We start from the raw sequence: 18,139 nt of genomic DNA on the forward strand, positions 1-18,139 counted from the left end.
GAACCTCCAGAACGAGAGTTGTTGACAGCAGGAATCTGAAATGACCGGGAACGGCGGACCGGGCGGCCCCCACCCCAGGGCCCCGCGTCGTGCCGGTCCGCCGCTCCCGGTGTCACGGGCCGGCCAGGCCGAGCGCGGCCTTGCCGACGATCTCGTGGACGGCCGCACACTCGCCGAACCGGCTCAGCAGGTCGTCGGTGAGCAGGGATGACTCCTGGGCGACCGTCATGGCACGCATCTCCTCGGCGGCGTCGGCGCGCACGCCGACAAAGCGGGTGAGCGCGGAGGTCACCCGTTGTCGGCAGCGCGCCGGTCGGTGTGCAGGCCCCGAACCGGCTCGGCCGGGGTCCGGGGAGGGCTCGCAGTGGGGAACGAAGCGTCGGCGGGCGTCGGCGCGGGGGCGACCGCAAGGGCGCCGCGGCAGGCGGTCAGCGCGGACACAGGGCGCTGGCCACGCGGCAAAAGTCCACGTGGCCTCGGCAGGTCAGGCGCATGGTCGGCAGCACGGAATGAGCGTAGGCACGCGACCCGCAAGAAGTCAACCTTTTTAGTAGGAAAACCATGCAATATGGCGGATCCAGGCCAAGACACCCAGGGCATTGCACACAGGGAAACAGCGGTCTACTGTGCGAAACACTGTTTCCTTTCCACCGACTCTGCCGGTGGACCGGCCCCACGCTGCCCCGCACCACCGAGCCCAAGGAGACGACAGTGAAGGTCAACCTCAGACCACGGCCCCGCCAGGCCGTGGCCGCGGTCACCGCGGCGATCGGCATGCTCATCGCGGCCATGGCCGTGGCCGCCCCGGCGGCGCAGGCCGCCACGGCGTGCTCCGGCTACTCCTCTGCCACCACCGCCTGCGTCAAGGACTCCACGACCATCGGGGGGACCTCCTACACCACCACCTGGTACCTGCCCAACGGCACCGCGTCGGCGCTGATGCTGGTCCAGCACGGGTTCAGCCGCAACTGCTCGCACCTGCGCAACAGCAGCAGGGCGATCGCCGAGAAGGGCGTCATGGTGTTCTGCGTGGACGCCGACATGACCGGCGGCAACGCGGCGCTGGGCGGCCGGCTCGGCGACCAGCTCGCCGCCCGTGCGATCACCCCGCCCAACGGCAGGGCGCTGCCGGCGAACTACATCGTCGGCGGCCACTCGGCCGGCGGCCACTTCGCGAGCGTCGTCGGCGCCCGCCTGGCCGCCGCCGGCTACCCGAACCTCAAGGGCGCGATTCTGTTCGACGGGGTGGCCTCCGACGGCTTCACCGCCAACCTGCAGGCCGTCTCCGCCGGCGGCACCCGGCCGGTGCTGGAGATCGCGGCGCGGCCGAGCGTGATCAACCTGTTCAACAACTCCTTCGGCGCGCTGGCCTCGCTCGGGGCGGACTTCGTCGGCATCCAGTTGGTGTGGACCAAGTACACCCTGGGCGTCCCCTCCGGCGGCAGTTGCCACATCGACGTCGAGGGCGAGAACACCGACGCGATCGGCGTCCTCGGCTCCGGCTGCTCCCCCAGCTCCCAGCAGACCGCCTGGCTGCGCGACTTCACCTCGACCTGGGCCAAGGACATGGCGACCGGCTCCTACACCGCCTCCCACTACTGCGCGGACTCCGACGACCTGTCGACCTGCGGCAGCCGGGCCAACGTGGTGCTCGGCGGCGGCCTGCCGCTGGCGGCGGTCATCCCCAACTCCTGACCTGTTCTTCTGGGGGCGACCCCCAGACCCCCGACGGCGCCGCCGGACGACCCGGCGGCGCCGTTCGCGTCGGGCGGCCCGCCACATCGCCGGGGGCGTTGTCCGGGGCCGGGGCCGGTCAGTGCAGCCAGCGGGTACGGGCGGCGATCTCCTCCGGGGCGGCCCCCTCGAAGCGGGCGATCTCGCCGCGCCGGACGTCGACGACGGTGCCGGCCACCGGCTCGCCCAGCGCCTCGCGCAGCACCGGGTCGGATTCGAAGGCGGCCACCGCCTCCGCCAGCGACGACGGCAGCCGGGCCACGTGCCGGGCGGCGCGCTCGGCCTCGTCCAGCGAAGCCGGGTCAACGTTCACCGGGTCGGGCAGCCGGGCGCCGCCGGCCAGCCCGTCCCGGCCCGCCGCCAGCAGCACCGTCAGCAGCAGGTAGGGGTCGGCGGCGGCGTCGAAGCACTTGACCTCGAAGTTGGCCGCCCGCGAGCGTTGCCCGGCCGGCCCGGTCACGAAGCGCAGCGCCGCCTCCCGGTTCTCCAGCCCCCAGCAGGCGAACGGGCCGGACCACTGCGAGGGGACCAGCCGCAGGTAGCTGGCGACCGTGGGGCAGCCCACGGCCAGCAGGGCGGGCAGCCGCGCCAGGACGCCGGCGGCGAACGCCTCCGCCTCGGCGCGCATCCCGTAGGGCCCGGAGCCGCCGGCCATCAGGTCGGCTCCGTCCCGCCACAGGCTCAGATGTACGTGGAAGCCGTTGCCGACCCCGTCGGCGACCACCTTGGGCGAGAAGGACGCGCGCATCCCGTGCCGGATCGTCACGGCGCGGATCGTCTGGCGCACCAGCACCGAGGTGTCGGCCGCGCCGACCGGGTCCTCGGCCGCCACCGACACCTCGTACTGCCCGGCCGCGTACTCCGGGTGCAACTGCTCGACCTCGACGCCCGCCGCGGCCAGCGAGCCCAGCACGTCCAGCAGGTACTCCGGCAGTTCGACGATGCGCGTCATGCCGTACGCCGGGCCCCGGGCGGCCGGGACGAACTCCTCCCCCGGCCCCTGCGAGACCGCCCACTCGATCTCGAAGGCGGCCCGGGCGGCCAGCCCCTGGGCGGTCAGCCGGGCGGCCTGGCCCCGCAGCAGGGCGCGGGCGTCCTGCGGATGGGCGGCGCCGTCCTGGTCGTAGCGGTCGGCGGGCGCCCACGCCCAGCCCGCCGGGGCGCCTAGGATCGTCAGCCGGTCCAGGTCGGGGTGCAGCCGCAGATCGCCCACGGGGCTGCCGGCGTACCGGCCGGCGATGACGGTGTCGTCGGCCAGATAGGCGTCGAAGACCGGCGAGACGCCCACCCCCCAGGCGGCGGCGTGCTCCAGCCGGGTGACGGGCACCGTCTTGACGCGGGTGATGCCGGCGGTGTCCACCCAGGTCAGCGCCACCGCCACGATCTGGCGGGCGGCCAGTTCCCGGGCCGCCGCCCGCGCCCGGGCGGCGCTGTGGGCGCGTTCCTGTTCGTTCATCACGTTCCTCGCCGCAATGGTCACTGTGAGCAACATCGTAGGTCGCCCGGTGGACCCGCCCGCAGACCGGTCCCTTCCCCGTGATCCGGCGGGCCGGGCGGGTAGCGGCAGCACAGGACACGAGGAGGCGACCGTGGACGTGCAATCGCTGCCGTTGATCGACCATCACTGTCACGGGCTGGTGCGCGAGGACCTCGACCGGGCCGGTTTCGAGGGCCGGCTCACCGAGGGCGACGGGGGCGGGCCGCTGGGCGGGACGTTGTTCGACTCCCATATCGGGCTGGCCGTGCGCCGCTGGTGCGCGCCGGTACTCGGCCTGCCCGCCCACGCCCCACCCGACGACTACCTGGAGCGCCGCGCGGACCTGGGCGCCGACGAGGTGAACCGGCGGCTGCTGCGCGCCGCCGGGCTGGAGGCCCTGTGCGTCGACACCGGAGTCTCCGGGCCGCTGCTGTCACCGGCCGAGCTGGGCGAGGCGGCGAACGCGCGGGCGCACGAGGTGGTGCGGTTGGAGCAAGTCGCCGAGCAGGTCGCGGCGGCGGGCGGCACCGCCGTCGGGTTCGCCGACGCCTTCCGGGCCCGGCTGGACGAGCGCGCCCGCGACGCGGTCGGGTTCAAGTCGATCGCCGCCTACCGGACGGGGCTGGCGTTGCCGGGCGACCGCCCGGACGAGGCCGAGGTGACGGCGGCGGCCGGGCGCCTGCTGGGGTCGGCGGGGCCACCCCGGGTGGCCGACGAGACGCTGCACGCCTTCCTGGTGTGGTGTGCGGCCGAGTACGGGCGGCCGATCCAGTTCCACGTCGGGTACGGCGACAACGACCTGCGCCTGGACCGGGCGGACCCGCTGCTGCTCACCGACCTGCTGCGGGCGCTGGCCTCGACCGGCGCCCCGGTGATGCTGCTGCACAACTACCCGTTCCACCGGGAGGCCGGCTATCTCGCGCAGGTCTTTCCCAACGTGTTCGTCGACGTCAGCCTGGCGGTGCACAGCGTGGGCCGGCGGGCCGGGGCGGTGATCTGCGAGGCCCTGGAACTGGTCCCGTTCGGCAAGTTCCTGTACGCCTCCGACGCCTACCTGCTGCCCGAGCTGTACCACCTGTCCGCCGTCCTGTTCCGCTGCGCCCTGGGCGGGCTGCTGGACGACGGCGTGGCCGACGGGTCCTGGACGGCCGACGACGCCGCCCGCATCGCCCGCCTGATCACCACGGAGAACGCCCGCCGCGTCTACCGCCTGCCCGCCCCCGCGGACTCGTGACGAGTCCGTAGCCACCCCAGGACACGTGGGCGCCCTCCAGAGACGTCCCCGCCCCGGTCCGAGGTCCCGGGGGGCCGCGGTCTCCGCCGGGCCGTTGCAGGGGACATCGAGGGGCACCGTGCCGGCAGGCGACGGGCCGCCGCCGGGGTTCGGCGGCGGCCCGTGCGCGCGGGGCGTCGGCGGGGTCGGTCAGCCGGTCGCGTAGAGGGTCTGGTCGAAGACGCCGGAGCCGGCCGTCTTCTCGCCCCTGACGATGCCGGCGCCGTTGGCCGTGCCGGTGGCCGGGCAGATGGCGCCGCTGCCGGACAGCCTGTCGAGCGAGGCGTTGTTCATCTTGCCCTGGGCCTCGGCGACCGAGGGGTTGGGCCGGTTGGGGTTATCGGGGTTGTACAGGTCGAAGGTGAGCGAGGAGACCGTCGACCCGAAGCCGTAGTAGCAGGTGGCCGAGATGCCGAAGACGGTGAGGTTGGCGCGGATCCGCAGGTCGGGGTCGGTGAAGGTCAGGGTGCCGTCCCGGCCGCCGGGGATCGGGGCGTAGTCCACGGTCGCGTCGGTGTAGGGCAGGTTCTGGAAGGTGATGTTGGCCGAGCCGCCGACGTTGCTGCTGCAGCCGGTGACGGTGGCGCTGTTCAGGCTGCCGGTACTGCTGGAGGTCAGCGTCCCGTTGAGGACGGCGGTGCTGCACTGCGCGGTGACGTTGACGCCGAGGATCCTGGCGTTGACGCTCAGCGGGCCGAGGTTGTCGAACCTGATGGCGCCCGAGTAGGGGAGCTCGGCGGGGCCACCGCGCCGGATGGTGGCGGGGGCGGCGGAGGCGCTGGTGGCCACCAGGCCCAGCACGGTGGCCGCGGCGAGAACGGGGGTGGCGAATCTCGCGAGGACGTGCATCGACTGCTCCTGTCGATCGGCGGGGTGGGAGGCGCCGACGTGCGGACAGCGGAGTGATCACCGGCCGGCCCCAGGGTGTCGCCGTCGGCCCGGTCACCGCCGCCGGCCTGGCCGACCGCCAGCAGTAACCGCTTACTGATTACTAACCCGATCCCGATCGAAGGTCAATCGTCCATTTATGACCTGGTTTGGCCATGAATGAGCCATAGATGCCTATATGAGAAATATCGGATGATTGGGGGTTCGGGCGCGGGCCGTCGAGTCGAGGCCCGGTAAGGAGGAGCAGTGGACGGGCCGGGCCCGTTCAGTGCGTGAAGTCCACGGTCAACGTCGCTGTGAGCCCTCGCGGGCTTTGCACGGTGGCGGAGTGCATCTTGCCAGAAGGAGAGAAACACTGTTTCCTTAGGCGAAACACAGTGACGAGCTGGATCCGAAAGGTGGCGGTATGCCGGTGCATGCGGGCGGTGCCGCGCTCACGATGGCCGACGGGGTGCGCGTCTTCGCGACGGCCGCACCCGACACGGTGGCCGTGATCGACGGCGGGCGGCGGCTGACCTATCGCGGGCTGGACGATCGGGCCGACCGGCTCGCCAACGCGCTGCTGGCCGCCGGACTGCGGCCGGGCGAGCGGGTCGCGGTGCTGCTGGGCAACCGGATGGAGTATCCGGAGATCATCTGCGGGGTGGCACGGGCCGGGCTGGTGCTGGTGCCGCTGGGCACTCGCGCCACGCCCGCCGAGGCCGCGCACGTCCTCGGCCACTCCGACAGCCGGGCGGTGATCCTGGACGGACGGCTGTCGGGCGCGGTCGCCGACGCGGTGGCCGACCTGGGCGTCCGCACCGTACTGTCCATCGGGCCCGCCGAACTGGGACCGCCGTACGAGTCGGCGCTGGCCACCGCGCCGGCCGCCGCCCCGCGCGTGGACCTCGACGAGCGCGAGCCCTTCGCCGTCTACTACACCTCCGGGACGACCGGCAGGCCCAAGGGCGTGCTCAGCAGCCACCGGTCCCGCGCCCTGATGTGCTACCTGTCCGCGCTGGAGTGGGGGCTGGGCACCGGCCGCACCAGCATCGCCGTCGCCCCGATGTACCACGGCGCCGGCATGGTCTTCTCGGGTACGCCCCCATCCTCACCGGCGGCACGGTCAGCATGCTGCGCTCCTGGGACCCCGAGGAGATGGCGGCGACGGTCGCCCGCGACCGCGCCCAGTCGGCGTTCCTGGTCCCCACCCATGCCCACGCGCTGCGCGCGCTCGGCGAGGACGCCCTGCGCAGGCACGACCTGTCCAGCCTGGACACCCTCTACTTCAACGCGGCGCCGTTCCCGAGCCCGCTCAAGGAATGGGTGCTGGACGCCTTCCCCCGCGTCGGAGTGCACGAGCTGTACGGGTCGACCGAGGCCGGGATCATCACCAACTGCCGGCCTGCCGACGCCCGGCGCAAGGCCGGCTCGGTGGGCCCGCCCTGGCATCTGACCGAGATCCGGGTGGTCGGCGACGACGGCGAGCCGGTCGCCCCGGGCGAGCGCGGCGAGCTGTTCAGCCGCTCGCCGTTCCTGATGAACGGCTACCTGAACGACGACGAGGCCACCCGGGCCTGCACCACCCCCGATGGGTTCGTGACCTCCGGCGACATCGTGGTGCGCGACGAGGACGGCTTCGTCAGCATCGTCGACCGCAAGAAGGACATGATCATCTCCGGCGGAGTGAACGTCGCGCCCCGCGAGGTGGAGGAGGTCGTCGCTGCCTTCCCCGGCGTCGCCGAGGTCGCCGTGGTGGGCGCCCCGTCCGAACGGTGGGGCGAGCAGGTCACCGCCTTCGTCGTCGCGCTGCCCGGCCACCGCGTCGCCCCCGACGCGCTCGACGCGCACTGCCGGCAGCGGCTGTCGGGCCCCAAGCTCCCCCGCTCCTTCGTCTTCGTCGAAGCGCTGCCCCGCAACGCCTCCGGCAAGGTCCTCAAGCGCGAGCTGCGCTGATCCGTCCGAGGCTCCGAACCGGCAGGAGAACGGGCGCCCGTCGCACTACCCTTCCCTGGCGTTCCGTTCATGGATACGCTGTTTCCATGATGAGATCCCGGGGACCGGCGCTGGCGACGGGACTGGCGGCCGGGCTGATGCTCACCGGGGGCGCCGCCTCCGCCTCCCCCCAGCCCGCTCCCAGCAGCGCGCCATCCCCCACGGCCGCCGCCACCGAGGACAGCCTGGCCAGGGTCTGCGCCTACGGGCAGATGGCCACGGCCGGGCTGGGGCCGTGGGGGCCCGAACGGCCCCAGCTGCCCATCGACAACGTCGTCCACCGGGACATGGAGTCGTTCGTGGCCGCCAAGCCCCAGGTCCGGCCACTGCGGACGCACCAGTTCGTCAGCCGGGACGCCGACGGGCGCGCCGTCCAAATCCGGTGCAAGGGCAAGTCCGCCGACCACATCAACACCGTCCACGGCGACGGGACGGCCTCCGGTGAAGGCGCCTGCGGCGCCATCAACCGCACCACCCTGCGGTCGGTCGGCGCCTCGCTCAGCGCGCCCGAACGGGCCAGCGCCGTCCACGACCCGGCGGAGGTGGTCGTGGACGAGGACACGCAGACCCTCACCGGCGGCGAGTGGACCCAGGAGTTCTCCTCGACCGCCGTCGAGGACGGGGTGCTCCACCTGCGGGCGTACGCGCTGGTGGTCGAGTGGCTGGACCCCCGCTGGCAGAACCTGCCCGAGGCGTTCCGCGGCGTCCACTACTGCACCCTGATCGCTCCCGGCCACCTGCGCCGCGTCCTGCTCGGGGAGGTCCCGGCGTGACCGGCGACCTGGACGCGGACTACGCGGCGGCCGGCTTCGGCGGCTCGCTGCCGTTCGGCTCCCGCCCGGCCGTGGTCGCCATCGACATCGCCCGTGCCTACCTCGACCCCGGCTCCCCGCTGTACGCGGGCGTCGAGGACGCCGTGGCGGCGGCGGCCCGGCTGGTCTCCGCCGCCCGCGACCGAGGCGTCCCGGTGCTGTTCACCCGTGTCGAATACGGCCCGGACGGCCGTGACGGCGGGCTGTTCTACCGGAAGGTGGCGGCGCTGCGCTGCTTCGACGCGGGCAACCCGCTCGGGGACTTCCCGGACGAGCCCCGCCCCCGGCCGGACGAGACCGTGGTCGTCAAGCAGTACGCCAGTGCCTTCTTCGGCACCAGCCTCGCCGCCACCCTGACGGCCACGCGCGTCGACACCCTGCTGTTGTGCGGGCTGTCCACCAGCGGCTGCGTGCGCGCCAGCGCCGTCGACGCCGTCCAGCACGGCTTCGTGCCCATCGTGGTCCGTGACGCCTGCGGCGACCGGGACCCGCGCCCGCACGAGGCGAACCTGTTCGACCTGCAGGCCAAGTACGCCGAGGTCGTCTCCCTGGAGGCCGCCCTGGCCTACCTGTCCGGCCTGCCCTGATGCGTTCGCCGGAAGGCTCGCCGGAAAGGTGAAGGCCCCCGCGGTACCAGCCGGTACTGCGGGGGCCTGTTCGTCACTTCACGTACTGGACGGTGACGCTGCTGTCGACGGCGTCGCCGACGCCCCACAGCCACACGCCGGACCAGACGTCGCCCAGGATCGTCCGCAGGTACATGGCGCTCCAGCGCGCGGACGCCTTGATACTGGTCTCCTGGGTCACCGTCTGCGGCGAGGGGTCGGGGAGTGCCCCCGCCGGAGCCTGCGTGTCGGTGATGCCGTAGTGGTTGGCCCCGGTGACCGACACGAGCATCTTCGGAGGCGTCTGGATGGCGTTGTAGGTGCCCTCGGCGGCGGCGGGCGTCGCCCTGCCGTCCGCGGTCCCCTGGATGAGCGCGACCGGGACGGTGTTGGCCACCGGCGGGTTGACCGACCCGCCGGGCGGGAGGTTGTTGGTGCCGTAGAAGGCCCCGCCCTTCAGCTCGGCGGGCTTGGTGGTGGGCGTATCGCAGAACGGGGCGACGCAGGCCCCGGTGGTCAGGGTGAGCCCCGCCGCGCCGCCGAAGGAATGGCCGAGCAGGACCAGCGAGCCGGTGTCGATCTTGCCCTTGAGCGGCGACCCGGTGCGGGCGTCCTCCTGCTTCATCCAGGTGACGGTCCAGGCCGCCTGGGCTTCCTCCGCGTACAGGCCGGGCTGTCCGAAGATGACGCGCTGGTGGTTGGGCACCACCACGACGAAGCCGTAGCCGGCGACGGCGCGGGCGTACGCGGCATAGTTGGACTTGTCGACGTTGGCGCCCTGAAGCAGCAGCGCGACCGGCAGGTCGGCCTTGATGTCGCCGGGCGCCGGCGCGTAGACGTCGGCCGCGTCGCCGTTCACGGTGGTCGCGAACTCGATGGGCGCGTCGGCGGCGGCCGGGGCGGCGGGGAGGGCGACGGCGGCGAGCGCGACGGCGGCGGCGAGCGCCGTACCGGCCTTACGGGTTCTCATGAACGCCCTTTCTGTCGGCGCGGGAGGATGAGGAGGGCGGCGGCTCCGGCCATCACGAGGGCCGAGGCCACCAGGGCATAGGTGGGCACACCGTCGGGGCTGCCGGTGTTCGGGAGGTTCTCGTCGCCTCCGCCTCCACCTCCGCCGCCTCCGTTGTCCCCGTCGCCGCCGTCGTCTCCGCCGTCATCGCCCCCGTCGTCGCCGCCTCCCCCGGTGAAGGTGAGCGGGATCTCGGCGGTGTTGGCGGCCATGTTGGCGCCGACCGCGGTGACGGCGAGGACGCAGGCGCCCGCCTTGGAGGCGCAGTCGACGCCACCGGCCTTGGCGCTGAGCTTGACCTCGGCGTCCTTGGACCCGCCCTTGGTCACGAAGTTGCCGTCACCGTCGGAGGTGCCCAGCAGCGAACCCCCGCTGTCCTGCGAGGCGCAGTCGTTCGGGCCCCCCGCGTCGGGCTTGCACTGCCCGAGCGTCACGAAGCCCTCGTTGGGGCTCAGGCCGGTCACCTGGACGGTGATGGTGTCCCCCGCCTTCAGACCGGTGGTCTTGCTGGCGGTGATCTTCGGCGCGGCCAGCGCCGGCGGGGCGAGCGCCAGCACGCAGGCTCCGGTGAGCGCGGCGATGGCACCAGCGCGGTGCCGGACTGTGGTCATGATGTGCTCCTTGGGTGTTGGCTGCGGCGTTGCGCGGCGGCGACAGCGGCACCGGCGAGGACGAGGACGCCCAGGGTGGCGGCCCAGAGCGGGGTCGAGGGGCCGCCCGTGTCGGGGCCCGCGGCGGCCTGTGGCGCGGCGGCCGCCGGGGTGGCGCCGCCCTTGAACTGCGACCCCTTGAAGCCGACGCGGACGATCGCGGTGTTGGCGTTGACGATGGCGGGCGGGTTGGTGGTGGGCAGCGGCGCGGCGCCGATGACGCACTGGCGGGTCATGCAGTCGATGCCGTTGAACTTCGAGCGGGCCTTGAGCCGGACCGTGGGGAAGGCGCCGTGCGCGTCGATGTTGACGAAGGTGGCGCCGCCGCCCAGGTCGCAGTCCTTGAGCCCGTTGGTGTACCCCTCCCGGCACAGCCCGACGGCCACCGACTTCAGGCCCGGCCGGAAGCCGGTGCCGGTGACGGTGATCTCCTCTCCCTCGGCCAGGTCGGCGACCCGGCTGATCCGCAGTGCGGGCGCGGCGGCCCGGTCGGCGGGCACGGCCGGCGCCGTGAGCGGGGACAGGGCCAGGGCGGCGAGCACGATCGTGATCATCGGGCGGGGCCTCCTGCGCTGTGGGCCCCCGGCAGCAGCCGGTGGACCTCGTCGGGTTCGGGCCGGGCGAGTTCGGCGACGACGCGGCCCCGGCCGAGGACGTAGGCGCGGTCGGCGACCGTGAGGGCGGCCGGGACCTCCGGCTCGCAGAGCACGACGGCGGTGCCCGTGGCGGCCAGCCGCCGCAGCACGGTGCGGGCGGCGTCGGCGTACGGGCCGGCGACGAGGCCGTCCACCAGCAGGAGCCTGGGCCTGGTGAGCAGCGCCTCGGCGAGCGCCAGCAGCCCCCGTTCGGGTCCGGTCAGTTTCCCGGCGGGCTCGTCGCCGTGCCCGCGCAGCGCCGGGAAGACCTCCAGGACGCCGCGGACGGCGGCCCCGGGGTCGGCGTGGCCGAGCGAGCGGGCGTGACCGGCCAGCCCTTCGGCGATCGTCTGCTCGTCCGGGATGCGCGGGTCGGGGCCCACCAGGTGGCACAGTCCCAGCCCGGTCCGCTGCCCGGCCGGGAAGGCGGTCAGGTCGGCGCCACCGAGCAGCGCCTTCCCCCGGGCCGGGGCGTGCCCGGCCAGCGCGGCCAGCAGCGTTCGGGAGCCCGGTCCGAACAGCGCGACGCACTCGCCCGCCGCCACCCGCAGCGCGACCTTCCGCAGCGGCGCCGGCCCTCGCCGCACCGACAGGGCACGGACCTCCAGGAAGGCGGGTTCGGCGGCCGGCAGCTGAGGGCCCCGGACGCGCAGCGCCAGCAGCGCGCCGAGCACCGGCGGGACGGCCGTCAGCGTCAGCGCGGAACCTTCGGCGAGGACCCCGCGCAGGCCGGCGGCGCAGCCGACCCCGGCCAGCCCGCCGAACACGGCGGCCACGGCGGTGAGCCCGGCGGCGGCCGGTCGGCGGTCGTCCGGCAGCGGGTGCAGCACAGCGCTGTCGAGCGCGGCGGCGGCCAGGCAGCCGGCGGCCGTCGCCACCGCGAACCCGGCCGCGAGCAGGGCCGGCCCGGGTGCGGTCGCCATCAGCATCGGCGCCGCGGCGGCGGCCAGCAGCAGCCACGGCGCGGTCTGCACGGTGCGGGCCGCCCTCCGTCCGGCCGCGACCAGCGCGACGGCCGGCAGCAGCGCCCATGCCAGGTGCTGAACCGGTTCCTCGCCGACCAGGTTCCAGCGGAAGGTCAGCAGGTGCAGGCCGCCCATGACCGGTGCGCCGATGGCCCAGCCGACCAGCGTGTAGACGGGCAGCGCGGCCCGCACGTCCCGTGCCCGCGCCGCGTCCCGCACCTTCGCCGTCTCGGCGTGGGCACCGTCCGGGACGACGATGGCGGTGACGGCCAGGACGGCGGCCACCACGCCCGCGAAGACCAGTGCCGTGCCGGGGGCGGCGGACCAGGCCGTCGCGAGCCAGGCGGCGGCGGCCGTCCCGGCGAGCGCGGCGGCCTGCCACCAGGCGGGGGCTCCGGGCGTCCGGGCGGCCTGTGCCCTGGGCACGGTGAGCAGCGGGCCCGCCAGAGCGCCGGCCACCATCACGGCGGTCGCGAAGACCGGGGCGGCGGGCACCAGGCCCGCCAGGGCGACGGCGAGCGCGGCGAGCGCACCGGTGACCGCGACGAGCCCGGACGGGGGCAGCCGCCGGGCCAGCCACAGCGCGGGCGCCAGCCCGGCGCACGCGAGCGCGAGGCCGGTGAGCGCCATGTAGGTCACCACTTCGCCGGGAACCTTTACGACGCCGCCGAGGGCGTCGGCGAGCAGCAGCACGGTGGCTCCGGCCAGCGGCCCGGCGGCGGCCGTGCCGAGCAGGCCCGCCCTGGTGACGGCACGCGACGGCGTCATCGGTCCTCTCCCCGGGGCAGGGCGAGGAACCGGTCCAGCGCCTCGATGTCGACGGGTTCCATGGCGCCGCCGCGCCGGCCCTCCAGGTAGCCGATCAGTTCGTCCCGGTCGACCACGTACGCGCCGGACGGCGAGCTCGCCACGGAGTCGAGGTAGGCGATCAGGTCGGCGACCTCGACCGCGTCGGAGGAGCGCGGGGCCACCCGGTGGTGCGCCGGTCCGGCACCGGCGGCGGAGGTGGCCCCGCGCGCTGAGGAGGCCGCCGTGCGGCGGCGACGGCGGCGGGCCGCCCAGCGGCCCAGTGCCAGCCGGATGCCGAACAGCAGCAGCAGCGCGGCGAGCAGGTTCACGCCGAGCAGCCCCCACGGGTAGGTGCTGAAGGCGGTCTCGAACGGGACGGAGCCCGCGTATCGGCCGCCGACCACGAAGCGGCCGAAGGAGGCCGGGGGAAGCTCCACCGGGATGCGGTAGGTGGCGGTCTGGCCGGGCTGAAGGATGCCGGTCCGGGGGGCGTCCAGCGGGGTGTCGGGGGTGTCGCCGGCGCCCCAGCCGGCCACCAGCGGGGCGTTCTCGATGGGTTCGGGGCCGGAGTTGCGGATCTGGAGCACCAGGGTGCGCCGGGGTCTGCCGCCGAACAGTTCGCCGCGTTCCCCGCCACCGACGACCTCCAGTCCGACCACGTCGGCACGGACCGGTACGACGTCCTTGATGACGGGTTCGACGCGGTGTCCCTGCACGGTGAACGGTGTGACGACGGTGACGGGCTCGCCCGCCCCTCCCGGCAGCGTGCTCACCCGGATGACGCACGGGCATGCGGCGGGCGGTGCGCCCACGGTGAGGCCCGCCTCGAACGCCCCGGTGGGGGCGACCATGGCGGTGACGCCGTGTTCGGTGTCGCAGTCGGCCGAGCCGTGCACCGCGTTGGCGCCGCACACCTGGATCTGCACGGTCGTCCCCGGCGTCCAGGCGCTGCCGCGCACCCGCGCGGACGTGCCCGCCGCGGCCTGGCCGGGCTCGACGCTCACACCCGGCCTCGGCCCGGCGGCGGCCTGGGCGGGGGTGATCGTGCAGGCGGCGAGCAGCGCCGCGACGGCCACGAGCCTCATCCGAGGGCCTCCGTGTCGTCGGAGACCAGGCCGGCCCGTTCCCGCCAGCGCCGCACCAGTCGGGGCAGCACCGACCACAGCACGAAGACGGTGCCGAGGAGGGTGAGCAGCGCCGCCCAGGGCACCGCGTTGAACTGGCTCTGGGCGCGGGCCCTGATCCCTCCGTCGGCGGTCAGTTCGACCCGGACGGTGACCGCGTCCAGCGGCGGGGTGCCGTTCCACGGCAGTGTGATCTCGGTGCGCTGGCCGGGCAGGATCTCCGGCAGGCGCCGGTCGGGCCACTGCTTGATGCGGCGGCCGAACGCCCCGGTCGCCCACACCCGCGCGGTCGGCGTGATCCGCTGGTTACCGGTGTTGACGACGCTGTAGCGGATCGTCCCCCGCCCCTGCCGCAGGAAGGGCATCAGCGGTTCGGTCCGGGTGACGGTCAGGTTCTCGGGCCGCAGGCCGGGATTGAGGGGGCCGGTGACGCGCAGGTAGACGCGTGCGCCCACGGCCCGCCGCACCCCGACGCGGGCGCCGCCGGACTCCTGGACGCTCTCGATGGTGGTGTTCAGCGCGACGATGCCGCCGATGTGCTCGCCGGGGGTGGCGTCGGCGGGGACCTTCAGGGTGAAGGGGACCTCCCTGGCGGTCCGTGCCGGGACCTTCAGCGTCCCGGCCTTCAGGGCGATCCAGGCGCCGACGTCCCGGCGCGGCTCGTCGACGGTGCGCAGCGCGAACCCGGCGTCGCGGGGGGTGTTGTAGGCGTCGGCCCCGTAGAGCTGGAAGGTGATGGGCTCGCCGGTCAGGTTGGTGATCCGCACGGCGTCCTTGACGGTCGCGCCGGGCGGCGCCTCGATCGCGAAGTGGGGCCGGGCGGCCAGGGCCTTGCTGCGGTTGGCCGGCCCCACCGACCAGGACCCGTTGCCGGTCGCGGGAGCGGGCTCGCCGGCGGCCGCGTCCTCGGCCCCGGCGGCCCCGGGCACGGCGGCCAGGGCCGCCGCCGCGGCGACGGCGGCGATCCGATGGCTGGGTCTCATGGGTCACCTCGGGACGGCCGGGCGGCGATCGTCGCCGCGGTCCGGCCGTGGGTTCGAGAGGGTGCGGGTCAGGCGGCCAAAGGGGAGGGCCGCCTGACCCGCTCTTGGGGGCTGGGGGGTCGTCCGGGTGCGGGTCGGGCGGTCGGAGGAGAGATCACCCGACCCGCACCGGGGGCCGAGTGGTTCCCCCCAGGCGAACGGTCGTCAGGACAGGGTGAGGGTGAGGATGGCGGTGTACTGGCCGGCCCCGGTCGCCGGGGGGACCTTCAGGTTGAGCGCGGCGCCGGCGGTGTAGGTGCCGCCGACGATCTGGCCGGCCCCGTCGGGGGCGCTGCAGAGCGTGGCCGCGGTGGTGTCGTCGAGCGGCCCCGCGCTGCCGGGGGTGACGGCGCTGGCCCCGGGCCCGGCGGTGCACGCCGGGGTCCACGACAGGTTGCCCGCGGAGATCTTGGTGCCGGCGGCGGAGCTGAAGTCGGTCAGCGTGCCGGTGAGCGACCAGCCGGTGCTGCCGCCCCGCGCGTCGACCACCTCGACCTGCCGCAGGTCGCCGGTGGCGGTCTGCTCGGTGCCGTTCAGCGTGATCGGGGTCAGGTCGACCTCCCCGGGCTGCTGGGACATGGTGAGCGGGCCGCCGTTGACGGTGAGGTTGATCTTCTGCTCGCCGCACTGGCCGACGGGCTTGTCGGCGCACTGGCCGGTGGGCGGCGGCGTCTTCTCGGTGACGGTCAGCGCCACGCTCTTGCTGACCGCGCCCTGGGTGACCACGATGGTACGGGCCCCCGGCGCCGCCTCCTCGGCGATGGTCGCCGAGCCGGTGAGCTTGCCGTCGGCGCCCACCGAGGCGGACACGTCGGTCAGGTCCTCGGCCTTGCACTCGGTGCCGTTGGAGTCGCACAGGGCGACGTCGACGGCGCCCGGTTCCCAGCCCGCGCCGGTGAGGGTGATGGCGCCGCCCTGGTGGATCGTGCCCGGAGCGACCGAGACCCCGGGGCCGCCCGTCGCGACGTCGATCGCGGCGAGCGGGCCGGGGGCGCTCTTGGGCGTGCAGGCGATGGTCGCCTGTGCGCCGGCGTCGGCGAGGATGGACAGCGCCGCCGGGGCGAGCTTCACCTCGCCGGGGGTGGTCAGAGTGAGCTTGCCGGTGGCCTTGCCGATCGGCACCGCGCCGTAGGCCGGGATCGGGCCGACCCGCTCGGGCACCGCGATCGACACCGAGCCGGACTGCGCCCCGGAGACCGTGAGCGAGCCGGAGGTCGTCCACTTGTTGACCGGTAGCGGAGCGACCCCGGGCAGGTCGGAGAAGTCGGCCTCGACGGTCACCTCGTCGCCGACCTTGGCCGAGGCGGGCGCGGTCACCGTGACGGTGGCGTTGTAGTCGAACTTGGTGCCGAAGATCTGGCATTGGTAGGCGACCTGGCCCGTGCCGGCGTGCGCGGGGGTCGCGGCCGCCAGCGGGACCGTCACGGCCCCCGCCGCGGTGAGGGCCGCCGCCGCGCCCCTCAGTGCCGTGCGTGTGCGTCTCATCGTGTGCTGCTCCTTTCTGCCGACCGCTCCGCCTGGACGGCGGGGCGGGAGGGCCGGGCAGCCGGCTGCCGCACCACCAGTCCGCCATGCGAACCAGCGCCCTGGGCCATATCGCGCTCCCCTTGTTTCGTAGAGGGAAACAGGGTTTCGCAACGTGCCCATAGCGAAACCGCTGCACGCGGGCGATGTCAAGGGTCGGGCGCAGCCGGAAACAGAATCGTTTCATCCAAGGGATCGCCGTTTCCCTTCTGAGGGGTTACGGTTCCCGATCATGCGCACGGTGCTGCGGGGCCTGGCCGAACTCACGGTGACCGCCGGCCTCATCCTCGCCCTGTTCGTCGGCTACCTGGCCTGGGGCACCGGGGAGTACACCCGGAGGCAGCAGGGCGACCTGCGCGACGACCTCGAACGACAGTGGAGCGCGGACCGGGTCCGCCGGCTGGCCGACGTCCAGCCGGCCGGCTCCGGCACAGCGCCCGCCCCGGCCGCCGGGCAGGCGCTGGCGATCCTGCGCGTTCCCCGGTTCGGCGCGTCCTACCGGTACGCGGTGGTCGAGGGCGTGAGCGTGGCGGACCTGCGCAAGGGGCCGGGCCACTATCCCGGGACGGCCGGGCCGGGCGAGATCGGCAACATGGTGATCGCCGGCCACCGGACCACCTACGGCGGGCCGTTCGAGCGCAACGACGAGCTGGCGCGCGGGGACGAGATCCTCGTCGACACCGCTACCACGACCTACGTCTACCGGGTCACCGGCCGGACCGTGGTGCGCCCCAGCGGGATCGAGGTGACCGCCCCCGTGCCGGGCCGGCCGGGGCGCAAGCCCCGCAAGGCGATGCTGACCCTCACCACCTGCCATCCGAAGTTCTCCGCCGCCTACCGGCTGGTGGTCTTCGCCGAACTGGCCGGGCGCCGCGCACGCGCGGCCGGGGTCTGATCCGCATGTTACGGTTCCCCACAACGAAACAGCGTTTCCCTAGGGAGGGCAGTTGTGGGACCGCATGCGCACGGCTGGTGGATCCTGCTGCACCTGGTGCTCTTCGTCTTCTGGCTGGGCGGCGACCTGGGCGTCTTCTACTCCAGCCGGTACGTCCTCAAGCCCGACCTGGCCCCGGCGGCGCGCGCCGCCACGCTCGGCGTGATGAGCGGGCTCGACCTCGGCCCCAAGATCTGCCTGGTGCTGTTCCTGCCGAGCGGGGTGACGCTGATGGCGCTGGAGCCGCACGGGGCCGAGCTGTTCGGCGCCCCCGCCTTCGGCTGGTGGCAGGTCTCGCTGGTGTGGCTGTTCGCGCTGGCCTGGCTGGCGGCGACGGTCGCCGACCACCGTACGCACGGTCGCTTTCCCTGGGTGCGCCGTGCCGACTGGGCGGTGCGGATCGGGCTGATCGCCGTCCTCGGCACGGTGGCGGCCTACACGATGCTCGCCGACCGCCCGTTCGGCGTCACCACCGACCCGCGCTGGCTGGGCGCCAAAGTCGCCCTCTACACCGCCGCCATTGCCTGCGGCCTGGGCATCAGGCTCACGCTGCGGCCCTTCGGCCCGGCCTTCGGCGCACTGATGAGCGGCGGCTCCACCCCCGAGGTGGAGCGCGCCCTCAAACGCTCGGTGGACGGCTGCCTGCCCTACGTCTACGGCATCTGGGCCGCCGTCCTGAGCGCCGCGGCCCTCGGCGTCCTCAAGCCGGGCGCCGACCTGTGAC

At 74.2% G+C, this 18,139-nt stretch carries 17 protein-coding genes and 1 pseudogene; 8 read left to right on the forward strand and 10 right to left on the reverse strand.

Annotated elements, in window-relative coordinates; all coding sequences use genetic code 11:
* Window positions 1-112: 112 nt before the first annotated feature.
* Window positions 113-292, reverse strand: coding sequence for a hypothetical protein (locus tag C4U03_RS16565; RefSeq protein ID WP_103938679.1), 180 nt, complete (start codon window positions 290-292; stop codon window positions 113-115).
* Between the two features lie 419 nt (window positions 293-711).
* Between C4U03_RS16565 and C4U03_RS16570 the strand changes: the two genes are divergently transcribed.
* Complete coding sequence (locus tag C4U03_RS16570; protein ID WP_103938680.1) at window positions 712-1,695, forward strand: alpha/beta hydrolase family protein; 984 nt, start codon at window positions 712-714, stop codon at window positions 1,693-1,695.
* 118 nt (window positions 1,696-1,813) lie between these two features.
* Here the strand turns inward: C4U03_RS16570 and C4U03_RS16575 are convergent, their stop codons facing one another.
* Complete coding sequence (locus C4U03_RS16575; RefSeq protein ID WP_103938681.1) at window positions 1,814-3,190, reverse strand: type I glutamate--ammonia ligase; 1,377 nt, start codon at window positions 3,188-3,190, stop codon at window positions 1,814-1,816.
* A 133-nt stretch (window positions 3,191-3,323) separates the two neighbouring features.
* Between C4U03_RS16575 and C4U03_RS16580 the strand changes: the two genes are divergently transcribed.
* The gene (locus tag C4U03_RS16580; protein WP_235017912.1) at window positions 3,324-4,445 is read left to right on the forward strand and encodes an amidohydrolase family protein; all 1,122 of its coding nucleotides are present in this window, start codon (window positions 3,324-3,326) and stop codon (window positions 4,443-4,445) included.
* 189 nt (window positions 4,446-4,634) lie between these two features.
* Here the strand turns inward: C4U03_RS16580 and C4U03_RS16585 are convergent, their stop codons facing one another.
* Entirely contained in the window at window positions 4,635-5,333 is a 699-nt protein-coding gene (locus C4U03_RS16585) for a hypothetical protein (RefSeq protein WP_103938682.1), read from the reverse strand.
* A gap of 478 nt (window positions 5,334-5,811) precedes the next feature.
* Between C4U03_RS16585 and C4U03_RS42980 the strand changes: the two are divergent.
* The 4 genes and pseudogenes from C4U03_RS42980 to C4U03_RS16600 form a co-directional block, all read left to right on the forward strand.
* Window positions 5,812-6,845: pseudogene (locus C4U03_RS42980) on the forward strand (class I adenylate-forming enzyme family protein); the annotation flags it as partial.
* Window positions 6,846-7,019: 174 nt separating this feature from the next.
* Window positions 7,020-7,307: an AMP-binding enzyme gene (locus C4U03_RS42985; protein WP_235017929.1), complete on the forward strand. Its 288-nt coding sequence runs from the start codon at window positions 7,020-7,022 to the stop codon at window positions 7,305-7,307.
* An 86-nt stretch (window positions 7,308-7,393) separates the two neighbouring features.
* Window positions 7,394-8,119: a hypothetical protein gene (locus C4U03_RS16595; protein WP_103938683.1), complete on the forward strand. Its 726-nt coding sequence runs from the start codon at window positions 7,394-7,396 to the stop codon at window positions 8,117-8,119.
* A complete protein-coding gene (locus C4U03_RS16600) occupies window positions 8,116-8,745 on the forward strand; it encodes an isochorismatase family protein (protein WP_103938684.1) in 630 nt (209 codons plus the stop codon). Before C4U03_RS16595 ends, C4U03_RS16600 begins: the two co-directional genes overlap by 4 nt.
* 73 nt (window positions 8,746-8,818) lie before the next feature.
* Here C4U03_RS16600 and C4U03_RS16605 read toward each other — a convergent pair whose 3' ends face one another.
* The 7 genes from C4U03_RS16605 to C4U03_RS16630 all read right to left on the reverse strand — a co-directional run bounded on the left by C4U03_RS16605 (window position 8,819) and on the right by C4U03_RS16630 (window position 16,442).
* Window positions 8,819-9,733, reverse strand: coding sequence for an alpha/beta hydrolase family protein (locus tag C4U03_RS16605; RefSeq protein ID WP_103938685.1), 915 nt, complete (start codon window positions 9,731-9,733; stop codon window positions 8,819-8,821).
* The gene (locus C4U03_RS16610; RefSeq protein WP_103938686.1) at window positions 9,730-10,383 is read right to left on the reverse strand and encodes a neocarzinostatin apoprotein domain-containing protein; all 654 of its coding nucleotides are present in this window, start codon (window positions 10,381-10,383) and stop codon (window positions 9,730-9,732) included. Before C4U03_RS16610 ends, C4U03_RS16605 begins: the two co-directional genes overlap by 4 nt.
* Window positions 10,380-10,976: a neocarzinostatin apoprotein domain-containing protein gene (locus C4U03_RS39965; protein WP_146087416.1), complete on the reverse strand. Its 597-nt coding sequence runs from the start codon at window positions 10,974-10,976 to the stop codon at window positions 10,380-10,382. Before C4U03_RS39965 ends, C4U03_RS16610 begins: the two co-directional genes overlap by 4 nt.
* Window positions 10,973-12,790: a P-loop NTPase family protein gene (locus tag C4U03_RS39970; RefSeq protein ID WP_146087417.1), complete on the reverse strand. Its 1,818-nt coding sequence runs from the start codon at window positions 12,788-12,790 to the stop codon at window positions 10,973-10,975. Before C4U03_RS39970 ends, C4U03_RS39965 begins: the two co-directional genes overlap by 4 nt.
* Entirely contained in the window at window positions 12,787-13,896 is a 1,110-nt protein-coding gene (locus C4U03_RS16620; protein WP_103938687.1) for a hypothetical protein, read from the reverse strand. The genes C4U03_RS39970 and C4U03_RS16620 overlap by 4 nt, the downstream gene beginning before the upstream one ends.
* Window positions 13,893-14,918, reverse strand: coding sequence for a WxL protein peptidoglycan domain-containing protein (locus C4U03_RS16625; protein WP_103938688.1), 1,026 nt, complete (start codon window positions 14,916-14,918; stop codon window positions 13,893-13,895). The genes C4U03_RS16620 and C4U03_RS16625 overlap by 4 nt, the downstream gene beginning before the upstream one ends.
* A 204-nt stretch (window positions 14,919-15,122) precedes the next feature.
* Window positions 15,123-16,442 carry a WxL domain-containing protein gene (locus C4U03_RS16630; protein WP_103938689.1) on the reverse strand — a complete coding sequence of 440 codons (1,320 nt, stop codon included), beginning with the start codon at window positions 16,440-16,442 and terminating at the stop codon, window positions 15,123-15,125.
* A gap of 271 nt (window positions 16,443-16,713) precedes the next feature.
* Here C4U03_RS16630 and C4U03_RS16635 point away from each other — a divergent pair, with 271 nt between their 5' ends.
* Together C4U03_RS16635 and C4U03_RS16640 are read left to right on the forward strand one after the other, a co-directional pair.
* Window positions 16,714-17,376, forward strand: coding sequence for a class E sortase (locus C4U03_RS16635; RefSeq protein ID WP_103938690.1), 663 nt, complete (start codon window positions 16,714-16,716; stop codon window positions 17,374-17,376).
* A 54-nt stretch (window positions 17,377-17,430) separates the two neighbouring features.
* The gene (locus tag C4U03_RS16640) at window positions 17,431-18,138 is read left to right on the forward strand and encodes a hypothetical protein (protein WP_103938691.1); all 708 of its coding nucleotides are present in this window, start codon (window positions 17,431-17,433) and stop codon (window positions 18,136-18,138) included.
* Window position 18,139: the final 1 nt, after the last annotated feature.

This window comes from Thermomonospora echinospora, from assembly GCF_900108175.1.
GTDB lineage: Bacteria > Actinomycetota > Actinomycetes > Streptosporangiales > Streptosporangiaceae > Thermomonospora > Thermomonospora echinospora.